The sequence below is a fragment of the Vibrio sp. SCSIO 43153 genome (genome assembly GCF_023716625.1).
Lineage (GTDB): Bacteria > Pseudomonadota > Gammaproteobacteria > Enterobacterales > Vibrionaceae > Vibrio > Vibrio rotiferianus.
Window position 1 is genome coordinate 578,709 of sequence record NZ_CP071856.1, and the last position, 24,400, is coordinate 603,108.

General features: G+C 45.6%; 17 protein-coding genes. 7 read left to right on the forward strand and 10 right to left on the reverse strand.

Features of this window, described 5'->3' with window-relative positions:
• The first annotated feature begins 185 nt into the window (after positions 1–185).
• From J4N37_RS18785 to J4N37_RS18810, 6 genes are read left to right on the forward strand one after another with little or no spacing between them, the layout of a single operon-like run.
• Positions 186–1,142, forward strand: coding sequence for an AAA family ATPase (locus tag J4N37_RS18785; protein WP_005432145.1), 957 nt, complete (start codon positions 186–188; stop codon positions 1,140–1,142).
• A gap of 14 nt (positions 1,143–1,156) precedes the next feature.
• Positions 1,157–2,083 (forward strand): DUF58 domain-containing protein, encoded by a 927-nt coding sequence (locus J4N37_RS18790; RefSeq protein ID WP_252043094.1) that lies wholly within the window; start codon positions 1,157–1,159, stop codon positions 2,081–2,083.
• A 43-nt stretch (positions 2,084–2,126) separates the two neighbouring features.
• A complete protein-coding gene (locus tag J4N37_RS18795) occupies positions 2,127–2,603 on the forward strand; it encodes a DUF4381 domain-containing protein (RefSeq protein WP_020197346.1) in 477 nt (158 codons plus the stop codon).
• A complete protein-coding gene (locus J4N37_RS18800; protein ID WP_252043095.1) occupies positions 2,596–3,600 on the forward strand; it encodes a vWA domain-containing protein in 1,005 nt (334 codons plus the stop codon). The genes J4N37_RS18795 and J4N37_RS18800 overlap by 8 nt, the downstream gene beginning before the upstream one ends.
• Positions 3,593–5,665 (forward strand): vWA domain-containing protein, encoded by a 2,073-nt coding sequence (locus J4N37_RS18805; RefSeq protein ID WP_252043097.1) that lies wholly within the window; start codon positions 3,593–3,595, stop codon positions 5,663–5,665. The genes J4N37_RS18800 and J4N37_RS18805 overlap by 8 nt, the downstream gene beginning before the upstream one ends.
• Before the next feature lie 4 nt (positions 5,666–5,669).
• The gene (locus J4N37_RS18810; protein ID WP_252043098.1) at positions 5,670–7,316 is read left to right on the forward strand and encodes a BatD family protein; all 1,647 of its coding nucleotides are present in this window, start codon (positions 5,670–5,672) and stop codon (positions 7,314–7,316) included.
• A 185-nt stretch (positions 7,317–7,501) separates the two neighbouring features.
• On the opposite strand, the gene J4N37_RS18815 is transcribed toward J4N37_RS18810, so the two are convergent.
• The 5 genes from J4N37_RS18815 to J4N37_RS18835 all read right to left on the reverse strand — a co-directional run bounded on the left by J4N37_RS18815 (position 7,502) and on the right by J4N37_RS18835 (position 13,503).
• The gene (locus J4N37_RS18815; RefSeq protein WP_029561057.1) at positions 7,502–9,577 is read right to left on the reverse strand and encodes a sensor domain-containing diguanylate cyclase; all 2,076 of its coding nucleotides are present in this window, start codon (positions 9,575–9,577) and stop codon (positions 7,502–7,504) included.
• A 377-nt stretch (positions 9,578–9,954) separates the two neighbouring features.
• Positions 9,955–10,704, reverse strand: a complete 750-nt coding sequence (gene pstB, locus J4N37_RS18820) for a phosphate ABC transporter ATP-binding protein PstB (RefSeq protein ID WP_010451074.1) — start codon at positions 10,702–10,704, stop codon at positions 9,955–9,957.
• Positions 10,705–10,764: 60 nt separating this feature from the next.
• On the reverse strand, positions 10,765–11,628 hold the full coding sequence (gene pstA / locus J4N37_RS18825) for a phosphate ABC transporter permease PstA (RefSeq protein WP_005441059.1): 864 nt from the start codon (positions 11,626–11,628) through the stop codon (positions 10,765–10,767).
• 22 nt (positions 11,629–11,650) lie between these two features.
• Positions 11,651–12,583 (reverse strand): phosphate ABC transporter permease subunit PstC, encoded by a 933-nt coding sequence (gene pstC, locus J4N37_RS18830; protein ID WP_009704934.1) that lies wholly within the window; start codon positions 12,581–12,583, stop codon positions 11,651–11,653.
• Positions 12,584–12,681: 98 nt separating this feature from the next.
• Positions 12,682–13,503: a phosphate ABC transporter substrate-binding protein gene (locus tag J4N37_RS18835; RefSeq protein ID WP_010451068.1), complete on the reverse strand. Its 822-nt coding sequence runs from the start codon at positions 13,501–13,503 to the stop codon at positions 12,682–12,684.
• Positions 13,504–13,836: 333 nt separating this feature from the next.
• Here J4N37_RS18835 and J4N37_RS18840 point away from each other — a divergent pair, with 333 nt between their 5' ends.
• Positions 13,837–15,480 (forward strand): methyl-accepting chemotaxis protein, encoded by a 1,644-nt coding sequence (locus J4N37_RS18840; protein WP_252043099.1) that lies wholly within the window; start codon positions 13,837–13,839, stop codon positions 15,478–15,480.
• Between the two features lie 92 nt (positions 15,481–15,572).
• Here the strand turns inward: J4N37_RS18840 and J4N37_RS18845 are convergent, their stop codons facing one another.
• From J4N37_RS18845 to J4N37_RS18865, 5 genes are read right to left on the reverse strand one after another with little or no spacing between them, the layout of a single operon-like run.
• Entirely contained in the window at positions 15,573–16,142 is a 570-nt protein-coding gene (locus tag J4N37_RS18845) for an Lcl C-terminal domain-containing protein (protein WP_045391094.1), read from the reverse strand.
• 1 nt (position 16,143) lies between these two features.
• A complete protein-coding gene (locus tag J4N37_RS18850) occupies positions 16,144–17,577 on the reverse strand; it encodes an Lcl domain-containing protein (RefSeq protein ID WP_252043100.1) in 1,434 nt (477 codons plus the stop codon).
• A gap of 25 nt (positions 17,578–17,602) precedes the next feature.
• Positions 17,603–19,855: a proprotein convertase P-domain-containing protein gene (locus J4N37_RS18855; RefSeq protein ID WP_252043101.1), complete on the reverse strand. Its 2,253-nt coding sequence runs from the start codon at positions 19,853–19,855 to the stop codon at positions 17,603–17,605.
• Positions 19,856–19,864: 9 nt separating this feature from the next.
• Positions 19,865–22,006, reverse strand: coding sequence for a TonB-dependent hemoglobin/transferrin/lactoferrin family receptor (locus J4N37_RS18860; RefSeq protein WP_252043103.1), 2,142 nt, complete (start codon positions 22,004–22,006; stop codon positions 19,865–19,867).
• Positions 22,007–24,019 (reverse strand): prolyl oligopeptidase family serine peptidase, encoded by a 2,013-nt coding sequence (locus J4N37_RS18865; protein ID WP_252043104.1) that lies wholly within the window; start codon positions 24,017–24,019, stop codon positions 22,007–22,009.
• Positions 24,020–24,400: the final 381 nt, after the last annotated feature.

Sequence of the window (24,400 nt, forward strand, 5' to 3'; positions counted from 1 at the left end):
TTTTTTTGAAATTGCTGTGCAACTCAATATTTAGTGACAAAAGACACAACTACCAAGCGGTTGCAATTATTATATGCATCCCAATATTGGAAAGATAAATTGTGTGTCCAGGCCGGAACTTTTCTCGACAATCCAAGGACAAATACACACAACAAGAATCATATGGATACCAGAGAGTCCAAAAAATGCACAAAACAAACTTCGAAACTCTTCAAAGCTACTTAGAGTCTCAGATCATTGGTCAGCATGATCTCGTTAAACAGCTTCTCATTGCTCTACTTGCCGATGGGCATATCTTGGTTGAAGGTCCTCCAGGATTGGCTAAGACCCGTGCGGTGAAATCTCTATCGGATTGTGTAGAAGGTGATTTCCACCGTATTCAGTTCACACCAGACCTACTGCCAGCCGATTTGACGGGTACCGATATCTTCCGTCCAGAAACCGGCGAATTTACCTTCCAGTCTGGTCCTATTTTCAACTCACTGATCCTTGCTGATGAGATCAACCGTGCGCCAGCTAAAGTGCAAGCCGCGATGCTTGAAGCCATGGCTGAGAAGCAAGTGACAGCGGGACGAAACACATACGCACTCCCAGAGCTATTTTTGGTGATGGCGACTCAAAACCCAATTGAGCAAGAAGGTACTTACCCGCTGCCAGAAGCGCAGCTTGACCGTTTCTTGCTGCACCTTGATGTGGATTATCCAGATGCGGAACACGAGTTGGCTATCTTGCGCATCAACCGTGGTGAGGCAAAAGGCGAAGCGACGATTGAGCGTCCAAGCTTGAGCCAAGAAGACATTTTCACCGCTCGCAAAGAAGTGCTCAACATTCACATGGCAGACGCGATTGAGCAATACATCGTTCGTCTTGTGATGGCCACTCGACAACCAAGCGATTACGACTCAGAGCTTGCGAAATGGCTATCTATGGGTGTAAGCCCGCGTGCAACGATTGCCCTTGACCGTTGTGCTCGTGCTCATGCGTGGTTGGCAGGTCGTGACTTCGTTTCACCAGAAGATGTTCAAGCCATGGCTTACCCTGTGCTACGTCACCGTCTGCTGCTTAGCTACCACGCTCAGGCAGAAGGCATTACAGCAAATCAGGTTATCGACAAGCTTCTTAACCTTGTAGGTAGCGCATAACGTAGGTAGGTGACATGTCTGCATCATATGCATTGCCACCTCATGCGAATGGGGTGACATTAACCCTTGAAGAGCTGCTTCAATATCGCACTCAATCGGTTCGTTGGTTGCCACCAGCCCAGAGTATTTGGTCTCAAATGAGCGGTAACCATACCAGTCGTCAAAAAGGGCGCGGTATGGACTTCATGGAAGTGCGCCAATACCAAGCGGGTGATGATATTCGCAGCATCGATTGGCGAGTCACGGCTCGAACGGGAAAAGCGCACACCAAGTTGTTTGCTGAAGACAAAGAGCAAGCGGTGATCTTATACATCGACTTGAGCCCAAGCATGCACTTTGGATCGCAATATGTATTGAAGTCGGTTCAACTGGCGCATTTCGCTAGCGTCTTGATTTGGCTGACATTAGCCAAGAAAGACCGCATCGGCGCGGTGATAGATGATGGTTCCCAGTGTATTGAGCTCCGCCCTTCTTCTCTTCAAAAGCAAGGGCTGAGAATCCTTGACGCGATAGTGAATACTCACAATCAATTACTTGCGAATCAACAAGCTGACAGCACACGCACATTGCCTTATATGAGCGCAATTGAAACGCTACACAACCTGATGCCGAAAGGGAGTGAGCTCATTCTACTGAGCGACTTTGCTCAAGTGGAAGAGAAAGAGCTGGTTCAACTGCGTCGGTTAAAGCAACACAACAGCGTTCGTGCGGTTCAATTCTATGATCCCTTAGAGCGAGGCGAAACCGACTTCCGAGGCCAAGCGAAAGCATCCGATGGTCATCGAAGTCAGTGGTTCAACTTCGGCTCTAAAGGGGAACGTCAGGAATTGGAGTCTCACTTCGTTAAGCATCAGCAAGCCATCAAGCAGCAGTGTCATTCGATGGCAATTCCATTTAACAGTCTGTCGAGCGGGTTACCGCTGGTTCTGCAGTTAAGCTAATCAAAGCAACAACATACAAATCATTCAAGCAGTAGTAATAATAATGACAACGAATAATCAAAGCCTAAACCTTGAACCTTTAATCCTACCGAATGCACCTGATTGGTTCCCACTAGCTTGGGGATGGTGGGCTGTTCTGGGCGGTGTAGTTCTATCTATCTTAATCGTCGTACTGTACTTAAGATGGCGTACAAAGCGTCTTGTTGCTAAGAAGACCGCATTGAAATTGTTGACCAATCCGATCACACCACACACACCGTCTTCTGCATTAGAGGTTCTTCGTCAAGCGGCTTTGAGTTACTTCCCTCGTGAAGAAATCGCGCCATTAACAGGCTCTGCTTGGTACGAGTTTCTTGATAGCTACACCAAAGAAACTCGATTTGTCGACAAACAACAACAGTGGCAAGCGGCGCTGTATCAAAAGTCTGGTCAAGAGCAGCATCAAGCCTTAATTGATGATTGCGCTTTCTGGATTGAAACCGCATTGCCACCAAAGAAAAAGGCAAAAACTCGTGACTGAGGCAACTCTCGTTTCGAGCCTCTCTCAGTGGTTGAACATTGAGTTTGTCTGGTGGTGGGCGTTGTTGTTACTGCCCCTACCTTGGCTGATTTATAAGTTCTTCCCTGAAGAGGCTCAGCAAGCTGAAATTAAGCTGGCGTACCTGCCAGACAACAAACACAGCAGCAAACCAAAACAGGTCGTCCAAAAATTCCTGTCTATTGGCGTATGGGCTCTATTAGTTGTCGCTTGTGCTCGCCCAGTTTGGTACGGCGATCCGGTTGAGTTCCAACCGAAATACCGCGACATGATGTTAGTGGTCGACTTATCTGGCTCTATGCAGAAAGAAGACATGAACGACAACGGTGAATACATAGACCGTCTAACCGCCGTCAAAAGAGTCTTATCTGATTTCGTAGAAAAACGCCAAGGCGACCGCTTAGGTGTGGTTCTATTTGGTGATCATGCTTATCTACAAACGCCGCTGACCGCTGACCGTAAAACCGTGATGCAACAGATCAATCAAACCGTCATTGGCTTGGTTGGCCAGCGCACCGCAATTGGAGATGGTATCGGCTTAGGCACCAAAACCTTTGTAGACAGTGACGCACCACAACGTGTGATGATCTTGCTCAGCGATGGTAGCAATACAGCTGGTGTCCTTGATCCGCTTGAAGCCGCTGAAATCGCTAAAAAATACAACGCAACCATCTACACCGTAGGTGTGGGCGCTGGTGAAATGATGGTGAAAGACTTCTTCATGACTCGCAAAGTCAATACCGCCTCAGATCTTGATGAGCAAACGCTGACCAAGATTGCAGAGATGACAGGTGGTAAATACTTCCGAGCACGTGATGCTAAAGAACTTGAAACGATCTACGACACCATTAATCAACTAGAGCCAGTTTCTAGCGATACGCAAACTTGGCGTCCTCAGTCGGAATGGTTCCCTTACCCACTAGGTGCTGCACTTGTGCTTTCCGTGTTCCTGTTTGTTCTAAGGAGAAAACATGGCTGAGTTTACTTTCCTAAATCCTTATTGGTTGTTGGGTTTGCTCGTCATTCCTGTCGTTCTTGCGATTAACAGCCAATACAGAACCAAAAAGTCATCGTTGATTGCGCCCCATTTAGCCAAAATGCTCGGTCATTCAGTGAATACCAAGCACTACTTCGCCATTTGGGGATTAGCATGGGCTATCGCTTGTATTGCTCTAGCAGGCCCAAGTTGGCAATCCAACACTCGCCCAAGCTTTGAACTAAGCCAAAACCGAGTGTTAGTTCTGGATATGTCGCGCTCTATGTACGCAACGGATGTGAAGCCAAATCGCCTGTCACAAACCCGCTATAAAGCGTTAGATTTATTGCCGAAATGGAAAGAAGGCTCAACAGGTTTGGTCGCGTACGCGGGCGATGCTTATACGTTAAGTCCACTGACGACAGATTCCAGTACACTCGCTGGCATCATCGAAAACTTATCCCCTGAGTTAATGCCTTATCAAGGCTCCAACTTACCATCAGCGATTGAAACCGCGCTTGGTCAGTTTACTCAAGCGGGTGTCAATCAAGGTGACATCGTCGTGCTGGCAGATGATTTGGATGACTCTGAATTGTCTCGCTCATTAGCGCTATTAAACGGTAAAGACATTCGTGTGTCAGTGCTTGCTATCGGCACATCAACTGGCGCACCAATTGCTCTTCCGGATGGTTCTTTGATGAAGAGTCGACAAGGCAACACCGTGGTAGCGAAGACTAACCTGAAAAACTTACAGAAGTTAGCCAAAGAGACCGGCGGATTATTTGTGCCAATTCAACACAATAACCGTGATGTTGAGAACATTGCCGCGTTTACTAATAACGCGAGTAACAACCTTGCCGCCAAGCAAAGTAACGACGTGAAAACCGACTCTCGCTTGAATGGTGGTTTCTGGTTGTTACCTCTGCTGTTGATTCCTGCAGCCCTACTCTTCCGACGCGGCATGATTTGGGTACTGGTCGCGGCCGTATTACCGATGAGTTGGACACCGAAAGCAGAAGCCAATGCGTTCTTGAATCAAAACCAACAAGGCGAACAGCTTTATCAACAAGGTGAATACGAAAAAGCCCAAAGTACCTTTACTGATCCTAACTGGAAAGGTGCAGCAAGCTACCAAGCTGGGGATTACGAAAGCGCGATCGAAGCATTCTCCAATAATCCAAGCCTTGATGGCCGTTACAACTTAGCGAACGCACTTGCCAAGAACGGGCAGCTTGAGGATGCGGCAGAGCTCTATAAAAACGTAATTCAAGAAAAGCCTGACTTTGAAGCTGCGAAAAAGAACCTGTCGGTTGTAGAGGAGAAACTGAAGCAACAGCAGCAACAGCAGCAACAGCAGCAACAGCAGCAACAGCAGCAACAGCAGCAACAGCAGCAACAGCAGCAACAGCAGCAACAGCAGCAACAGCAGCAACAGCAGCAACAGCAGCAACAGCAGCAACAGCAGCAACAGCAGCAACAGCAGCAACAGCAGCAACAGCAGCAACAGCAGCAACAGCAGCAACAGCAGCAACAGCAGCAACAGCAGCAACAGCAGCAACAGCAGCAACAGCAGCAACAGCAGCAACAGCAGCAACAGCAGCAACAGCAGCAACAGCAGCAACAGCAGCAACAGCAGCAACAGCAGCAACAGCAGCAACAGCAGCAACAGCAGCAACAGCAGCAACAGCAGCAACAGCAGCAACAGCAGCAACAGCAGCAACAGCAGCAACAGCAGCAACAGCAGCAACAGCAGCAACAAAAGTCTCAGAGTGATGCTAAACAAGAGCAAGGGCAGCAGTCACAAAACCAGCAAGAACCTGAAAATAAAAAAGAAAACCAGAAAGCTGAGCGACAAAAAGCCAAGCAAGAGGAAGAGAAACAGGGCGAGCAAAAAGGCGAACCTATGCAGGCTCAAGCTCAGCCAGAGAAAACGCCTCAGGATGATCCTGAGTTCCGTCGCTTAGAAGCAGTAGAAAGCGCGCGTGACCCTAGTTTCTTGATTCGAGCTCAAATGCAGCTTCAAGCTCAACAAAAACAACGTCCACAACAATCTAATAAGGAGTGGTAAGTCCATGATGAAAAAAGGCGCAAAACTGGTCTTTGTTCTGATGGCCAGCCTACTGACTAGCTTTTCGGTTTTTGCACAAACCCTACAAGCTAGCGTAAACAAAACTCAGGTGGCGAAGAACGAAGTGATCAACCTAAGGATCATGGCAGATACCGAGCTTGGCTCAGATGCGATTGACTTCGATGCATTGAAACAGGACTTCTTTTTAGGACAACCTCGCTACGGCCGTTCAAGTAATAACATTAACGGCCACAAAACCGTTCGCACAGAATGGAGCATCTCGATTGCCCCGATGAAAGAAGGCGTCGTCACCATACCGAGCTTTTCTGCAGATGGGATGAAAACTGAGCCAATTAAGCTTCGTGTGACAAAAGACAAAGGTGAGCCAAACCTCGACGATTTGTTTAGCTTCAACATGAGCGTGGATAGCCACACTTTGTACCCACAGCAGTCAGCAACACTTCGCATGCAGTTGGCGATCAAAGTAGACCCTCGTCGTTTGGATAATCCACAAGTCGTGCCGCCAAGCATTGAAGGGATGAAAATTGAGCCAGCCAGCGATATGAAGCAGGCACAACGCATCATTGATGGCTTAGAAGTAACGGTCGTAGAACAAGCTTTCCGCATTACAGCGGAGCAACCTGGCACCTACACGCTAAATGGTCCTAAATTGACGGGGTCTTACATCTATGGTGACAGCCTCACTGGCTCAACCAAGATCATGCCAATCAATACTAAAACTGAGCAAATGCCGATTACTGTAAAGCCTATCCCTAAAGACTTTAAAGGTAACTGGCTGCCAGCTTCTGCTTTAGAATTGACGCAAAGCTGGCAAGATGAGCAAGGCAATCCGCTATCAGCAAATGCTGTCAGCACAGTGAAACAAGGATCTTCAATTACTCGTACGATTCGTGTTCGAGCTCGTGGTACACAAGCGGAATATCTACCTCGTATTGGTATTGTCTACCCAAGTACACTGCGTGTTTATCCTGAACAACCTCAGTTCGAGACATCGCGTGATGGCACTGTCACCATGACAGTGAAGCAGGTTTTGATTCCCACAGAAGCAGGTGATCTCACCCTGCCGGGCTACAGCCTAAATTGGTGGGACAGTAATCGTGACCAAGCGAGAAAAGCCGATATTTCAGCGTTAAAGCTTAAGGTAGATAAAAGTGACAGTGGCTTAATCACGCTGCCAGAAAGTGCGTTGCCAGCACAACCAGCGACAACCCCAGCACCTGTGGTTCAAAGTGGTGTGGATACTATCTGGAAAACACTGACGTTCGTGTTTGGTGCACTTTGGCTTGTCTCATCAGCAATTGCGTTTGGGCTTTGGAAAAAGCGCGGAACCGTAAAGTCTGAGAAAGTCGAGACTTCAACGCACGGCTCATCTCTGCAAGATTTGGAGAACATCATCAAACAAGGTGATAGTGCCAAAATTGAAAGAGCGGTTAACGACTACTTAAACACACATCACTTCAACCGTGAATCCGAAGCGACAAAAGCCGTGAAAGAAGAATTGAATGTGATGAATCACGCTCGCTTTAGTGCCGCTCAGCAAGAATGGAAAACAGATTCTCTGCTCGCTAAGATCAAACAACTGGCTAAAGAGAAGAAGAGTAAGCCTCGCCACCAGCTAGAGAAACTTTAGTTAACTCCTTAAAAGCTAAATAAAAAATGGCGGCTCACATCGAGCCGCCATTTTTATCCTAATTACAATAAGTTATGAATCTGATTTAGAAACAGCGATGCACTTGATAACAATACGGGGCTTTCAATATGTACAGAAGCTACAATCAGGTTATTTTTCAGCAGCTGATTCATAGCGAAATAGTACTAACTCGCACCGATTTGATTGGTCGCCTGCTCATCAATACCTTTTACACAATTTCGACCGTTATGTTTGGCCTCATACAAAGCTTGGTCCGCCAACTGATATAAACGATCAAAATTGAATTCTCGACAAACGCTTTTTGAACAAGAATAACCTATAGAAACCGTCAAATACTCTCCTTCTGGATTGTGGGCATGACGAATGTTTTCATCTTCAATACACTTTCGTATACACTCAGCTCGATTAGCAACTCTTTCCGATCCTGCCCCAACCATAAGTAAGACAAACTCCTCACCACCAATGCGACAAAATACTTCATCTTCATTGTGTGTATGATGTTCGAGAATATTGCCAATTCGAATTAATGCTATATCGCCCTCTAGATGACCATAATGGTTGTTAAACAAACCAAAATGGTCAATATCCAATAGAATGACACCAAAACTCATATACTCTTCGGTATCAACGGAACAGTATTTTTCCATAACATGCTCCAGCATTCGTCGGTTACCTAATCGAGTCAGGGGATCAAGTTTGGACAAAATCTCGAGCTGACGGTTCGCTTCCTCTAATTCTTTGGTTCTGTTTTTAACTTCTAGCTCTAGGTTCTCATTTAGCTCTCTAATCGCTTCTTGGGCTTGAGTACGTTGCAGTACTTCAGCAAGACTTGAGGCAAACATTCGGATAACTTCTCGAAGCTGTGAAGTCAATGGCGCTCGAGTAAGGAGGTTATCGACAGAAATAAAGGCTATCGGACCACTGCTATTCGAAGTCAGAACCGTCATTGCCGCCCAACCAAATCCAACAATATTGCAGTCATGATAAATGGGAACAGACTCCTCAAAAGCAACTTCATTTGGCATAGATCGAGCGAGGTTAATCAACGAGAAATCTTGAGTTTCACCAAAAAAATAAGATTCATCGACCACATTACCTTGGATATCTGTCCCCCAAGTGCCCTGCATGTAAGAACAACTTTCATCTGTTAAGAAAACTGCCATCCGATCAATACCTAGATTTTGAATAGCAAAAGTCACCGCAGATTTACACACATCACTGACTGTTGTGCAGCGAGACAGTTCTACCATACTTGAATGCAGCATGCGGACGTTCTGCTCTTGACGTTTTCGAATGTAAATTTGAGAAAACAACGAACCAAAAGATTCAAGCATCTGTTTTTGATAGGCTGTAATGGGTTTGCGGTGAATAAAATTATCAAGAGCAAACCATCCAAAAGGCTCGTTTCCATCACGCAGGATAAGCATTGCATTCCAGCCTTGCCCAACCACTTTACCTGCCGTATATATTGGAGTGTCTTCCACGATGACTAGATTTCGCTCAGTACCTGATAGTGCAGCAATGTACTCTTCCCCCAACTGGTGAAGGTCATATTGAGTGTGAAATTCATCAACAGTTTTACAGTGCTCATTGGTACCATACGTACCACTAAAGCTGCGCTTTTTCATATCGAGCAACATCAAGGTTGAACGATCAAAACCTAACCTCACTCGAAGTGCTTCAACCGCTTTTAAGTAAAGTTCTTTCAGGGAATCTGGGTTAGAGATATCGAGTGCTACTTGCTGCACGAGCTTCATATTGTCAATAAATCGCTCGCGCTGATTTATCTCATCGACATATTGAGCTTCACGTATATCTCGATTTTTAACTTCTAACGATGCATTTTTCTCAGCCCGAATACACTGCCAGCGTGAAGCCGCGAGTTGCATGACATCATAACTTTCTTCGTAGATATTATGCGCAGTTCCAGACTTTACCCCTTGAATCAATAAGTAAGTTCGTTTTAGTGGCGCATTATCGAGCATCATTATGTAACTATCTCCACCGTGGTCTTCGACAAAAGACCAACTGCAAGTGTTAATAGCTAAAGGAATAAGACTCTCCGATGTATCAAACTGTTCGGCCCAAGTCCAAAAATCTGAAGGGTAGTTTGCAAGCGGACTGATTTCTCCTATCGAGAATCGAATATTATCCGATGGCTTTGTAAGCGGGTCGTCGAATATAACGATGGCCTGAGGAGAAATGAGGTTCTGTATGTATTCAAAAATGGCTTCAGCCAAAAGCCTGTGATCTCGCGTAGCAGAGACTTTTCTTATAAAACTTTTTAGATTCACCTTATCAACCCAGCCTGCTTACTTTTTTCTTTTCAACAAAAAACTAACCGTACGGTGATATGCAATCAATGGAGTCAAAGTTGAGCTGTTAAGTCTTTCGCAAAAAAAATGGACTTAATATCACAATCGAGAACCTTTCAACATTTTTAGACATATGTTTCATCTAGGTTACATAACGTGCAAGTTTTCATTTTATAAAACACTCTAGAAAACTCCATAAAAATAGCCTCAAAATCTAGCCAAAAATAAAAAAGCCCCTCTTAAAGAGGGGCAAAAGTACCATCGCTTATAGTTATTTTTTACATACCAGCATGGGTAATAAATTAACCAAAATCACCGTTTACATAACCTTGAGTGCGGTCGTCTTTTGGTTCACTAAAGATCACTTGAGTGTCATCGTGCTCAACCAGTTCACCCATTAGGAAAAATGCAGTGCGGTCTGAGATACGACGCGCTTGTTGCATTGAGTGAGTCACGATAACGATGGTGTAGTTCTTCTTCAGCTCTTCCATCAATTCTTCGATTTTGTGTGTTGCAATTGGGTCAAGTGCCGATGTAGGTTCATCCATCAGAATCACATCAGGTTCCATCGCGATTGTACGTGCGATACATAAACGTTGCTGTTGACCACCAGATAGACCAAATGCATGTGACTTAAGACGGTCTTTCACTTCGTCCCAAAGCGCTGCGCCGCGAAGTGAACTCTCAACCACTTCATCAATGTGCTTCTTATCTTTGATGCCTTGAGCGCGCAGACCGTAAGCCACGTTCTCGTAGATGCTCATCGGGAATGGGTTTGGCTTTTGGAATACCATGCCAACCTTGATGCGAAGGTCAGCAACGTCAATGTTGCCGTAAATGTCTTCGCCATCCATTGACAGCTTACCCGTGATCTTTACGCCTTCGATTAGATCATTCATGCGGTTCAAACAACGTAGTAGTGTTGATTTACCACAACCAGACGGGCCGATAAGCGCCGTCACTTGGCGAACTGGAATAGGCAGGTTGATTGATTTCAGTGCTTGGTTGTCACCGTAAAACAGGTCTAGGTTTTCAATATCAAACTTGTTCATTTTCTTAATCTCTTAAATCTTGAATTCGTGTCTTTTAACGTGCGTTCTTAATTCGTTTTGTTAGTAAGTTGCGGTGTTAAAACGTCGTGCAATCAGTTTTGTAAACATGTTGATTAGTAGAACAACAACAATCAGAACCGTCGCCGTACCGTAAGCCTGATTCCATTCTTCAATGGTAAACAGTTCGGTAGTCAGTTTGTATAGGTGAACGGTTAGCGTACGACCTGAATCCAATAAAGAATCCGGAATACGTGCAACCATACCTGCTGTCAGGAACACTGGAGCAGACTCACCAATGACACGACCAATACTTAGAATGACCGAGGTTAAGATACCTGGCATTGCGCTCGGAAGAATCAAACGCCAGATAGTGTAAATCTTAGATGCACCTAGGCCGTATGAGCCTTCACGGTACGTTTGTGGTACTGCCATCAACGCTTCTTCCGTGGTGCGGATGATAACTGGCAGGATTAGGATACTTAGCGTCAATGCACCCGACAGAATCGAGAAGCCAAGGCCAAGAATCGCCACGAAGAAAGTCATACCGAACAGGCCGAAGATGATCGACGGGATACCCGCCAATGACTCGGTACAGAATCGGATGATTTTCACCAAACGACTGCCCACTTTCGCATATTCGGTCAAGTAGATTGCCGTCATGATACCGAGTGGTGCTGCCACTGCGATAGATGCGATAACCATGTAAATTGTCGCCACAATCATTGGGAAGATACCGTGCTCTTCACCTGTGCGCGTGTAGTTATCAGTAATAAAGTTCCAATCTACGTGTTGTAGACCGTTTGATAGGATGTACCAGATAATCCAGAACAAGAAACCTACCGTCAGTGCTGCCGAGATCCAGACAAATGCATTAAAGACATTATCTTTGAACTGGCGTGCTTTTTTCAGTTTTGCGCGATCCATAATAGTCACCTTTAACGAGCGATTACTTCGCTTTTTCTCGGTTTAGGTACAGTAGTACAGCGTTCAACGACATGATGAAGACCAGAAGTACCACACCTGTAGCGTAAAGTGCGTTCGCGTGAACACCACTTGCGTAAGACATTTCAATAGCGATGTTTGCGGTTAGCGTACGTGCCGAATCAAGGATGCCTTCTGGCATTGCCGGTGCGTTACCCATTACCATGATGATCGCCATAGTCTCACCCAACGCACGACCGATACCCAGAATCACACCTGTCATGATGCCTGAGCGAGCCGCCGGAACGAGCAATTTAAAGATGGTGTAAATTTTCGATGCACCCAGTGCCAAAGAACCTTCTTTATACGTACGAGGAACAGCGCGGATAGAAGTTTCAGATACCGTAATTACCGTTGGTAGAATCATCACGCCAAGAACAATAATACCGGCCAGGATGGTGTTACCTGCTGGTACATCAAATACGTTCTGAATCAATGGCACGATAATAACCAGACCAAAGAAACCGTAAACCACCGAAGGAATACCGGCTAGCAGCTCAACCGCAGGGCGGATGATGTCAGCTAAACGCTTTGGTGCGATTTCAGCGATGAAGATAGCGGTTAAGACACCGACTGGAACACCCACTAAAACAGCGCCTGCTGTCGAAACGATAGAAGCAACAATCATGGTTGCAACACCGTACAGTGCCGGTGGTAGCCAGTTTTGGCCTAGAACGATGCCCGAGACGCCCGCTTCCTGGAATGCTGGGATACTCTCTCGAACGATGAAGTATGCGATAACTGCTAATGATACGATGCCGATTACAGCACTCGTTAGGAACAAGCCGTGGAAGATGCGCTCTTTCCAGTCAACGCGGCGTTTTTCACGTAGGCCTGGCTTGCTGATCGCTTTAGCGTCAGTAGTCATAAGCTTTTCACTATTTGTTGCGATGGTCATAAAAATCTCACGGTTCTTGGCAATGGCGTCGAACACAATGGATAGAAAAGGCTCAGCCCGAAATGGTGGGCTGAGCAAACTTTAGAGTCCCTATGGGATTAGTTAACTGAGATGTAACCTTTTTGGTCAACTAGCGCTTGCGCTTCTTCAGTTAGCATCCAGTCTAGGAATTTTTGAGTTTCAGCTGATGGCTTGCCTTCTTTGTAAAGAACAAGGAATGGACGAGCAACTTTGTAAGAACCGTTCTTCACGTTGTCTACAGAAGCTTGGATGCCATCAATTGGAAGTGCGTTTACAGAGCCATCGACTGTACCCAGAGAGATGTAGCCGATTGCGTATGGGTTAGAAGCAACCATTGTCTTCAATGCGCCGTTACCGTTAGCAACTTGAGCACGCTGAGAGATTGCCGATACTTTCTTACCAGAAATTTTCATTTTTAGCTTCATGATGTCTTCGAATGCACCACGAGTACCAGAAGCCGTATCACGAGTGATTGCAACGATTGGCTTGTCTGCACCGCCAACATCTTTCCAGTTTGTTACTTCGCCTTTGTAGATTGCTGTAACTTGTTCAGCAGTTAGACCAGAAAGCTTGTTTTTTGGGTTTACAACAACTGCGATACCGTCTAGAGCAACTGCTTCTTCTTTTAGCGTTGGCTCTTTTTCAGAATCTTTTAGGTTACGAGAAGACATACCTAGGTCAGCAGAACCGTTCTTCGCTGCTTTAACACCCGCTGATGAACCCGGGCCTTGAACTTCGATAAATACATTCGGGTTTGTCTTCATGTATGTTTCAGAGAAAACTTCCATCAGTGGAGTTACGCTGCTAGAACCCACTGCAGAGATAGTTTCTTTAGCAGAAACAGGAGTCACTGCCATTGCGCCTAGAAGTGCGATTGCACCGATTACTGTCTTTTTCATCACAATTTCCTTTAAGTGGCTTTATTGCCGTTGTGTTTCACTTGAACGGTGCTCACTTTAGAATTTGAATATGACAGTTGTGTTTCACTTAGTTGAAGCATCTATGACACGTTAAGTCATCTGCTTAATTTTACGCCTACTGGTTAAAAATAAAACTTTTCTAACTGGCTCACCTCTCATTCTATAAACTTGCTTCGTTTAACCAACACATATTTGATATATCTCATAACAATTTGACTACCATAACTGATTGAATTGACGGCTTTCTTCATTAAACTCATCAAGTTTAATTTATTAAAACGATAATTATTATTTGTCTATTGAGGGTCACACATGCGTCAATTACTCAGCGCGCTTTCCATCAAACAACAAGTACTCACACCTGTTGTTTTCACAATCATATTGCTCGTTATTGGTCTAACAACCGGGATCAGTAAGCTTGAACACGCTTTTGATAAAGTCACATCATCAACCAATAACTTAATCGTTCATAAAGAAGAACTTAGTTCTATTGTGGATAATACTTATGCTATGCGTATTAAGGCGATCTACAGTTTATTCAGAGCGGATGATCTAAAAACATTGAATCAAGATCTCGCCCAACGTCAGAATCAGAACGAACTATTTTTGAACTCGATCAGCCAACTAAGCGGCATCGAAGATGACGTTAAAGCCATGAAAAAAGCGATGAATCATTACGTTGACTTTACCCGCGACACCATGACTCCTCTGCTACAAACAAAGCACAATGCTAGCTACGCACCACCGAATTTTGATCAGGAATATAATAACGCAATGGCAGCCTATCGTGTTGCTGGCGATGCGATGATTGGTGCGATCGATAACTTGTCCCAAAAGCTCAATCTAATCGTTTCTCAAGAAGTTGAGCTTAACGGTCAAATGCACTCATCTACGCTAAATTTGAGCATCGTGGCGCTCGCGATCATTCTGATTGCTGCATCTGTAATCAGTTGGTTACTTGCAAACGCCATTGTTTCACCTATCCGTCGTCTTCAGCAAGCCATGAAGGAGGTTGCAAAAGGCAATTTACAGGTAGAAGCAGAAGAGGTAGGCAAAAATGAAGTGTCACAACTGGCACATGACGTAAACCAAACTATCCAACAACTTCGTGGCACAGTTGGTTCACTAGTTAGAATCAGTGAGGATGTCGCATCAGCATCTACCGAACTTGCAACCGTAATGACGCAAAGCAGTGCTAACTCAGATCAAGAGAAACTAGAAGTCGAGCAAGTCGCTTCAGCAGTCAATCAGTTAGAATCAACTGCTGCAGAGGTGTCATCGAACGCTCAGCAAGCTGACAATGCCGCTGTCGAAGCAAGTGATATCACAGCTAAAAGCTTATCTATGTTTGCAGAGAGTACTCAAGCTAGTGAAAAAATGGCGCAACAACTTAACGATGCAGCCACCGTTGTGACCTCACTCAAAGACCAATCAGAACAAATTGGCAAAGTAATTGAAGTCATTGAAAGTATCTCTGAACAAACCAACCTACTAGCGTTAAACGCAGCAATTGAAGCTGCTCGTGCAGGTGAGAGCGGTCGTGGATTTGCGGTTGTTGCCGACGAAGTTCGAATGCTTGCGGCAAGAACGCAAGAGTCGACCAAAGAGATCCAAGTAATAATTGAGGAGCTGCAGCAACAGTCGGGACAAGCGAACGAGAGCATGAACTCAAGCCTTGAGCTACTGAACGATAATCAAGTGCTAGCAAGTTCAGTAAATCAGTCGCTAAACGACATTCAGCATGCTATTGAAAACCTGAACGGAATTAATACGCAAGTAGCTACGGCATCTGAAGAGCAAAAACAAGTCACGTCAGACATTAACAATAACCTGAGCACCATCTATGAATTAGTGAGTCAGAACGTCACTGGCATCACTCAATCTGCCGCTGCAGCGCAGGAGTTGTCAGGCTTGGCTGAAAATCAAAAGCACCAACTTAAGCAGTTCCAAGTTTAAACATTCTGCTCAACACAATACATTCAAAAAAGAAAAGCTCCGCATCTGCGGAGCTTTTTGATAACAGGACTAGGTAATCAATCACGTGATTATTATTCGTCAGTCACCAACAGAACTGAGAAAGTGTTAGTTGGCTCTGCTGGGTTCCAGTTGTAAACCTCACCATTGAATGAATCAAACACCATCACATTTGAACCATCTCCGTTTGGCGTATTACTCCAGATATAAGCAGCGTAATCCCCCACCTCTACCGTGTAGCCACTTGCAAATGCGGTGCCATTCATAGCGGGGCTATGACAAGCACGCTCTGTCAGTGCCACCAACTCTTTAATGTTTGGTAAGCGCCAGTTTTGCTTACCCGCAAAGCCATGCAACACGTGATTACCCGATTCATTACGAATTTGGTCAGCTGTCATTAGTGCAAGTTGCCAAGTCATTTTGGTCGCATCACCATCACAAGCTTCGTTTGCTGCGTTCCAGGTGGTACCTACAGGACAGCGCATCCAAGCAAGCCCTGTCTTAAGGTCAGTCACAGTGCCGTTATCAGAGTATGTATAACGAGAGTTTGGTGCAGTTTTGCCGAAGTCAGTTGAACACTCTTGTGCAGCCATCGCCACTTGAGAAGCCAAAACAAGAGATAGCGCGGTCATTAATTTCTTCATCTTATTGGCCCTTTACTGCTACTAGACGGATTGGGAATTGGTATGACGTGCCTGTGTCACGCTCCACCTTGTCTGAATAAATTTCAACAAAGCTAACGTAGCCACGGTCAGCGCCTTTAGTTGCAACTACTGCAAACTGAAGCGCACCTTCGTAGTTAAAACTAGAGTAATTGTTAAATGTGAAATCACTTAGCCAAATAGCACCTGATTCAACATCTGGGCTGCCCTTGCCCTGTTGAGGGAAGTAAGCTGTCGTCATACCATAGACATTGCCTTTGGCATCTTTCTCTGTCTCACCTAAGTCGAGAACATCATAGAACTCTTGGTATGTTGGTAGGCGCCAGTCACTAATACCACATAGAGATTGCTTGTTGATATGTTCAACATATTGGCTTGTTGAACAGATATCATCAGCTGCATCCACACAACCAACTACATCCAGATCTTCGTAGTATGGTTTGAATGTTGCTGATTCAAACACAAATGTACGATCTTTAAATTGAACTGAACTCGAGTCTGCACTCTTATTTTCCCAAATAAGGCCAGTACGCTCATCCATAGTACAAGCCCACTCTGTAGCATCCTCCGCCAACACTGAGCCTTGTGTATTAAGCTTAACGAACTTAAAGCCAGCGCTTGTAGACGTTTGTTTATCCTCTTTGTCGAAACCGTATTCTGCATCTTGACCTGGGTAAGACGTTTGCACTTCTGCTACATCTGTATCGCCATCTGCAAAGTGAAGCACTACACCAGTATCGTTGCTGCCGACAGTTTGTTCAGCAACCACTGCAATCTCTTCAGCAAATGCACTCACTTGAGCTTCAGACAGAAGAGCAGAGGCCAACGATTTATCTTGGAAGCTAAGACTTTGAGCAAGCAGAGCCACACCCTTGGTCATTTGTTGTGGTTGCATCGCAGCTAATAGCGCAACCGTGTTTTGCTCTAGCTTGTCTAGCTCGCTGGCTTGTACGTTAGACATCACCGTACCAGACAGAGAAACGCCGGCATCGGTGAGTTGCGCTTTGACGATCTCTTCAGCTTGAGCAACGGTTTTACCGTCAACCACAAGACCTGCGAGCAACGTTGTTACACCATTGACAGTGTTGCCCGTTGCTAAGTTTTGACCCGGAGCAGCAATTCGTAATGTTTGGTTTGAACCTTGTTCAACTTGAGCAAGAATAGTGCTGGTTAATACATTTTTATCGCTTGATGTTAGGCTAAATTTGCCGGCGTTATCCGTCTTAGCACTTGGCTCATTCGTATCACAAACGTAGTTTTGGTTTAAATCGATACATACTGGCGTATCAAGAAGTGTACCTGCGGAAACGACGGTGCCAGCCACATCATATGTCGGTGCCGATGTGTCGCCACCAGAACCACCGCCACAGCCAGCAAGGGCTAGTGACATAGCAACGAAAGAATATTGAAACTTCATAGATTTTATCTTCTTTTGATTTTGATTAACGAGAGCGAATCACTCTCACCATTGAAAGCAGAAGCAGCCCTAGCAAGGCTAAAGGTGAACCACTACCACCCGAACCACCACTACTGCTTCCTTTAGTGGTATCAGCACTACACTGATACTGAGCGAAGTGACTCACACCCCACTCCTTCAATACACCGGAGTTCCCTGACACGCGGTCAGACACTTCAAGACGCCAAGTACCCCAACTCGGTTGACCGACAAGAGCTTGTAACTCCTCATCATACTGAGCTGTAAAGTAACCTTTAAATCCATTGGTATTGCTTGATTGATGGTTGAGTAGCACCACTGATTTACCTTGCGGAGAGATAAGCGCTACTTGCAAATCCTGCAATGAGTCATGTTCGATGTTCAGGTAAACCGCAAACGAATCATCAATCGTATGTGACTTGTCTGATAGCGTTTGAGCAAACAGTCTGTCACCTTGCTCCGGTAGCGCGGTATTCACTGATTGAGGTTGAATGTCTAGCTTTGGCGTACCGTTAACTAACTTCACATTTTCTTCCCACTGGCGCGCTTTCAAACCTTCACTAAATTGGTAATCCAATGAAATAGAAGAGTCGAACTGCGTGCCACACGTCAGACCGCTTGGTAACGCCACATTCATTGAGGTCGAGTCAGAAAGCGTTTCATCAAAATCGAAAACGGATGCGTTATTTAGCAGCCATTGCCCTTTGATGCTTGCTTCGCGGCCAGTTTGGCTCAGGTTAACTCCCACATTTTGGTCTTGTGCGATGTATCGAGCGTCATAGCGAACACGAAGAGGCGCTTTGAGTAAGTTGTGTTTGTTGAAGCTGTTCATCAGGAACTGGGCATAGTCTTTCTCAGGGAACAAGGTGCTTGCAGCAAACACTGTCGATTCCGCAAGGTCATGCATTTTCACGCCGCGACCAATACCGTACATACCTTCCAGTACGATGGCATCAAACTCGCGGAACACGTTATCGGTACCATCACCGTATCGTTCAACCGATGCTTTAAGCGCTTGGAAAAGCGGCGTTGACCATAGCTCGTCGCCTAGTTCACCGCCCACACTAACGTGCGCTGGATACTCTGAGCCCTCGAAGTAACGCGCTCTTTGGTTCCATAAGCTACGAGTTGTTTTGCGTGTTCCGAACACACCGTCCCAGTTGAACACCGTATCTAGCTCGAACTCTTGACCACGACGCGATGCATCCGAATATTGAATACGGTAGCTTGCGCTGCCCGCCCAGTAATCCGCAAAACCTTCTGCGATAGCACCAGTATGACCATATGCCCAGTCCGGTACGATTTGATAATGAATGCCATGCCCAAGCTCATGTATCACAACATCAGCATCGATTGCATCCGGAGAAACACCACCTACCCCTAGCATGAGTGCTTTCGGACCGTAATAGTAAGTAGAGTTATCTTTTGATAAACCGCGAGCATCAAAACGAAGCGGTTCGTCAAACAAGTCGTAAGTCAGGCTTGTCAGATATTGGATCGAGCTATCAAGATGATAAAAAGCCATCAACTGTGGAAACGCATTGTCACCAAACTCGGTACTTTGCATCTCATCAACACTGCCAAATGCTTGAACCCCTTCTGCGCTGAGAAAATCCAACGTATCAAGTACAGGCGCTTCACCAGGTGTTGGGGCTGCAAATAAGCCCGTCGCATCCACTTGCTTCAATCTTGGGTTAGACAAATAGAACTTACCGCCGGACTGTAAAACCTCAATCGACTTGGTGACGTACTCGATCGGCTGAGGGTAATCGGATAGTGCTGACCACGTCGATTCTGGTGCCGCTTGCTGTTGCATGGTGCGAAGATCTGGGTTGAATAAAGAAACCTCAACATCAACCAGACTTCCAGAGCTCAAAGCCGGTGGCTCTTGTGCTTGCAGTTGGCGAGGCGATTCCAATTCCATTGCAACCGTTGGTTTACCGTTGCGAATTATCGTATCTTCAAGGCTCTTAAACACTCGCACAACGTGATGATTTTTATCGGTTGTTACTACTAGGGCACGCTGTGCTTGATATTCACCGTTAGCCCAAATATCAAAATTGTAATGCTCACCAAGCTGAGACTGGGTTTTGTAACGGAACTTAAACTCGCCCGCTTCTGAGTAGTGGCTGTCTAGATAAGTTTTCGCTTGCGCTTCATTCGTTACCACAGAGTCCGTTGCGGGATAATCCCACTCTGCAGACTGCACCGCTGGGGTACATGCAATAAGCAGCGAAAACGCCAATGGTTTTAGCTTCATGATTTCGTCCTAGAATTCGTATTTTGCATTTAGCGTGAAGTAGCGCCCAGGCTCAGTTGAGTAACGCTTACTTTCCTCAGCGATACCCGCTACGTCTTGATATCGGATGTACTCTTTGTCGAACAAGTTGACGATGTTTGCGCTAACACGAAGGTCTTTGGAAACGTAGTAAGTTGCGCCAATATCAAACGTATTCCACGCGCTTGTCTGCGCACACTCTGTCGCTAGGCCAAGCGTGGTCTGACATTTAGGAACGCGATCCATAGCAGCGGCCCAGTTCCAAGCCACGTAAGCATTGAAGTCTTGGTTGGCGTATTTCAGTTGAGCGTTACCTTCGAATGGCGTAATGCTTCGAACGTATTCGCCTTCCGCGTCTTTGCCATCTACGTAGCCAAACTTAGTGCTGATGTCCCATTGCTTGGTGAGCGCGTAACCCGCAGAAAGCTCTGCGCCATAAGTCTCTACGCCATCAAGGTTTTGGTACTGTTTGATGTAATTACCAGTGCTTGAATCAAAGCCTGTGGTCACAACATCGATGAAGTTTTCAAACTTGTTGTAGAACATAGACGCATAGACATACGCACGACCGTTATCGAACTTGTTACCGATTTCAAATGAGTCTGAAGTCTCAGCTTCTAGGTCTAAGTTAGGTGCGATAACAAAAGGCGTCAGCGGCACAAAATCATGGTTCACGAAGCCATATGCTTTGTCGTATTCCGGAGCACGGTAACCGTGGTTGTACGACACATAAACGATGTTGTTGGCAAACATTTCACGAGAAACCGACAGGCTTGGAGATACCTCTGAGCTATCCATGTCTTTTAATGGGAAGCCGCCCACTTCGCCCTCACCGTCCGGCGTTAAACGGTGCGCATCAAAGCGCAGGCCGCCAGTGATGGTCCATTTATCCAGTTCCACCATGTCTCGAACGTACAAACCAATGTTATAAGCACGAGCAGGAGCGAAAGGTTGTTTGGTCGAAGGCGTTACGCCATTCCAATCAATCTTGGAATCGCTATCTGTGCGTTCGTAATAGTCAGTAGAAAGCTCGACACCGTAAGCCAATTGGTGCTCTGCATTTGCTGCATAAATCGTATTGGTGAAGTCACCACGGAAGCCAATTGTCTCGTCAATGAAGGTTTTGTGTTCCAGCTCGCGACGTTTGGTGATCAAACCATTGTGATCCACTTGGCGCATTAAACGGTTGGTGTCTTCCACGACTTCGGTGTGACGCCAGTAAACTTTGGTATCCAACTCTTCGAACCAAGTTGGATTAATCGGTGTCACCTCTGCACCAATGTAAGCGCTGTACTCTTCGGAGGTTTCATCTTCAGCAAAGTCTTCAATATGCCAGATGCCATCAGGTTGAATGGACGGTGAACCCTCCAAACGCTCTTGGTTCTGTGTGTAAAGTTCTCCTTTTGCTTTGAGCATGAACTCTTCATTGAAAAAGTGGTTGATCGTATAAGCACCGCTGTAACCATCTAGGTCGCGGTTATACAAATCTTCATCAAAGTTACGTGTCTCTTGCCCCTGCCAGTATGAAACGTTAAACAAACTCTCAGTATCACCGGAGCGGAAAGCTAGATTACTCGTGCCTTTGTACTTGTTACTGATATCGGTGTAAGTACCGGATACATCGGTGTAGAAGTCTTTGTCTTTTAAGAAATCACCCGGCTGACGGGATTCTAAAATCACCACACCGCCGATTGCGCCAGAGCCATGCACCGAAGAGCTTGCACCCTTAATGATTTGAAGCGATTCAAAATTGGATAAATCAAAAGTATCTCGCCCAACCGCATCATTAATGTCATTCGCACCGAAGCCATCTGCAGAACGAATGCCATCACGAACGATCATAATGCGGTTACCTGTCATACCACGGATGGTAATGTTTTGCGGACGTCCTGCACCGCCCGTCACGCTTACACCAGGTTCGTTACGCAGCACGTCATAAAGCTCGGTTTCGCCTCGTTCTTCGATTTGCTCGTTTGTGATAACCGCGACACTACCTGCCACTTTTGACAATGGCTGATCGATTTTATTGGCGGTTACAACCACCTCTTCCATTGAGAAAACCTTAGATTCGGCGTGCACTTGACTGGCAGCAAGTACCGAAAGTACTGCCGCTGACACTGGGGTAAGCTTCATTTACTGCTCCGCTTTAGATGTTTTAATTAGTGATAGTAGAAATGCGTATTCCTTCGCTTGTTGCTCTCTTGCCTGCCTTGGATCCATGCGGTGGCCAGAGTGAAAATCCGTTTGCAACAAATAAGGGCCTGTCGATTCACTGGTCGACGAAATTTGAGCGAGATACTTCGCGCCTTCCCAATAAGGCACACGTTGGTCGTTTAATCCGACTTGAACCAACATGGGTGGGTAAGCGTCTTTGTGGATATTGAGAATAGGATCATAAGCTTGCATCGCTTTGAGCTGCTCTGGGAGTGTCGGATTCCCCCATTCCCCATATTGTTGTGCGGTAAGTGGTAACGTCGTATCGGACATGCTGGCAACAACATCGACAAACGGAACCTTCATCACCGCGCCAGCAAACAAGTCCGGAGCTTGATTGATCGAGCCGGCAACCAAAGTACCACCAGCACTCGATCCAATCGCGTAGACATCACGTTCACCACCATCAAAGTGTTTAAGCGCTTGTGCAGCCGCCGTGAAATCATTGATAGAGTTGGCTTTAAGAACGCCTCGGCCTTGCTCGTGCCAGTCGGCACCAAAGTAACCGCCACCACGAACATGCGCTATCGCGTAGATAACGCCTTGATCCAGTAAGCTCACGGTTTGAGGCATGAAGTAAGGTTTCATGGTAAACCCGTAAGCGCCATAGCCGTACAGCACAACAGGAGCGTTGTCGCTGAGCTTATCTTTGCGGTAAGCAAGAGACACTGGTACTTGAACACCATGGCTTTCAACCATAATGCGCTTAGAAACATAATCTTGGCTGGAAAAACCTTGGTAAACGTCTTGAGATAAGCTGGTCTTCGTTAGTGTTTTTACATCAAACTCTTCCCACAATGGCGGTGTAGTCATCGACATACTGCGAATACGGATTTTGTTAGAGCGGTAGTCTCCAAGTGTACTTAACCAAGCAACGCGACCTTCAGACTCTAGAGGGATCGCTTTCTTCGCCTTCCCATCATAAGAATACACTGAGATTATCGAGCTGTTGTCTTGCTTGGTTAATGCCACAAGTCCCGCATCGTACAAGTAAAATTGTTCTACGCCATTTTCTGAGCGTAAGAAAGACTTCCAATTAAACTCAGCAGTGTCCGCATGTTTCTCGGGCATCGCAGTTTCAAACAAACCAAACTGACCATTAAGATTGCTGTTGATAAAGACTCTGTCTTGAGCAACATCCGCGTAATACTCCACACCGGATTCCGGTTTACGTAACGAGGCCGTTAGCTCTCCAGAATCAAGGGCTAGGATCTTTTGTTCGGTGGTCGATTCATTGTTACTTTGTACCAGTGCGAAACGCGCGTCGGCTGAGGGATAAAAAGACATGAGCCAATCGGTCTTGTCCTCTTGCCAAAGTACTTTCTGCTCATTGGTTTGAGTATTAATTCGAACGATTTGGTAAGGACGTTGAGTTTTCGCTTCTTTTGAGACAGCGAAAGCAAACTTGCCATTTGGTGAAAGCAGAACCCCACTATCTACGTTGTTGATCAGATAAAGCGCTTTGCCGTGCTTAAGGTCTACCAACACTGCACGGTATTGCTCGCTGCCATCAATGTCTTCAGTAAACAGTAACGAATTAGCTTGAACATGCCATTGACCAATTTGGAAATACTGATGCTCTGCTTGGCGCAAGGAGAAATCATAAACCACATTCTCTTGCGTATTTTTATCTGCTCGTGACAGCAAAGCGAAGTTGCCCTGTCGACGCGCTAGGTTCCATTCTTGTCCATTTTTAATCACCCAAGGCTTATCACCTTTCTCACCCGACATGGTTTCCCATTGAACAAGTAAGCTTTCAGTGATGGTTGCATAACTCTGCTGAAACTCTTCTGTCTTTTGGTTTTGTTGTTTGAGGTAAGAAAGGACTCGCTCATCTTGTCTGGAATCGTCTCTCAGCCAATCAAAGTTATCCGCGGCCACACTGGGCAAAGAGGTCACCAAGAGCCCCAAAAAAACATGACAGAATTTCATATAAATGACACAACTATTTATAGGATTAATGTTATTCTGCGTATTTTGCCCTTAAATAAAAATGATATCAATTATCATTTACACGATTTCGTGATATTTTTATCGGTTTTTATTATGCCAAACGTTTACATCATGGATGAATGCACTGTGAGGTAAGTCTATTGTTAGATAAGTCATCTATTGTTATGCAATGAAGAATTTAGAAATGAAAACGCCACCCGACAAGGTGACGAAAGTTGCTTTTCTTCTTAAGTAGGTGACTCAAGGAAGATAGGTAAACTAAAAAAAGTGACTCGTCACAACCCAAAGTAGAGCAAGAAACCCAACAAAATAAAGCGAGGACACCACAACCGACTTAATCAATTCGCCCATTTGAGATTC

Coding starts and splice junctions, on each gene's coding strand:
- J4N37_RS18785 (WP_005432145.1), top strand. CDS start 186: ATGCACAAAACAAACTTCGAAACTCTTCAAAGCTACTTAGAGTCTCAG.
- J4N37_RS18790 (WP_252043094.1), top strand. CDS start 1,157: ATGTCTGCATCATATGCATTGCCACCTCATGCGAATGGGGTGACATTA.
- J4N37_RS18795 (WP_020197346.1), top strand. CDS start 2,127: ATGACAACGAATAATCAAAGCCTAAACCTTGAACCTTTAATCCTACCG.
- J4N37_RS18805 (WP_252043097.1), top strand. CDS start 3,593: ATGGCTGAGTTTACTTTCCTAAATCCTTATTGGTTGTTGGGTTTGCTC.
- J4N37_RS18810 (WP_252043098.1), top strand. CDS start 5,670: ATGATGAAAAAAGGCGCAAAACTGGTCTTTGTTCTGATGGCCAGCCTA.
- pstB (WP_010451074.1), bottom strand. CDS start 10,704: ATGAACAAGTTTGATATTGAAAACCTAGACCTGTTTTACGGTGACAAC.
- pstA (WP_005441059.1), bottom strand. CDS start 11,628: ATGGATCGCGCAAAACTGAAAAAAGCACGCCAGTTCAAAGATAATGTC.
- pstC (WP_009704934.1), bottom strand. CDS start 12,583: ATGACCATCGCAACAAATAGTGAAAAGCTTATGACTACTGACGCTAAA.
- J4N37_RS18835 (WP_010451068.1), bottom strand. CDS start 13,503: ATGAAAAAGACAGTAATCGGTGCAATCGCACTTCTAGGCGCAATGGCA.
- J4N37_RS18840 (WP_252043099.1), top strand. CDS start 13,837: ATGCGTCAATTACTCAGCGCGCTTTCCATCAAACAACAAGTACTCACA.
- J4N37_RS18845 (WP_045391094.1), bottom strand. CDS start 16,142: ATGAAGAAATTAATGACCGCGCTATCTCTTGTTTTGGCTTCTCAAGTG.
- J4N37_RS18850 (WP_252043100.1), bottom strand. CDS start 17,577: ATGAAGTTTCAATATTCTTTCGTTGCTATGTCACTAGCCCTTGCTGGC.
- J4N37_RS18855 (WP_252043101.1), bottom strand. CDS start 19,855: ATGAAGCTAAAACCATTGGCGTTTTCGCTGCTTATTGCATGTACCCCA.
- J4N37_RS18860 (WP_252043103.1), bottom strand. CDS start 22,006: ATGAAGCTTACCCCAGTGTCAGCGGCAGTACTTTCGGTACTTGCTGCC.
- J4N37_RS18865 (WP_252043104.1), bottom strand. CDS start 24,019: ATGAAATTCTGTCATGTTTTTTTGGGGCTCTTGGTGACCTCTTTGCCC.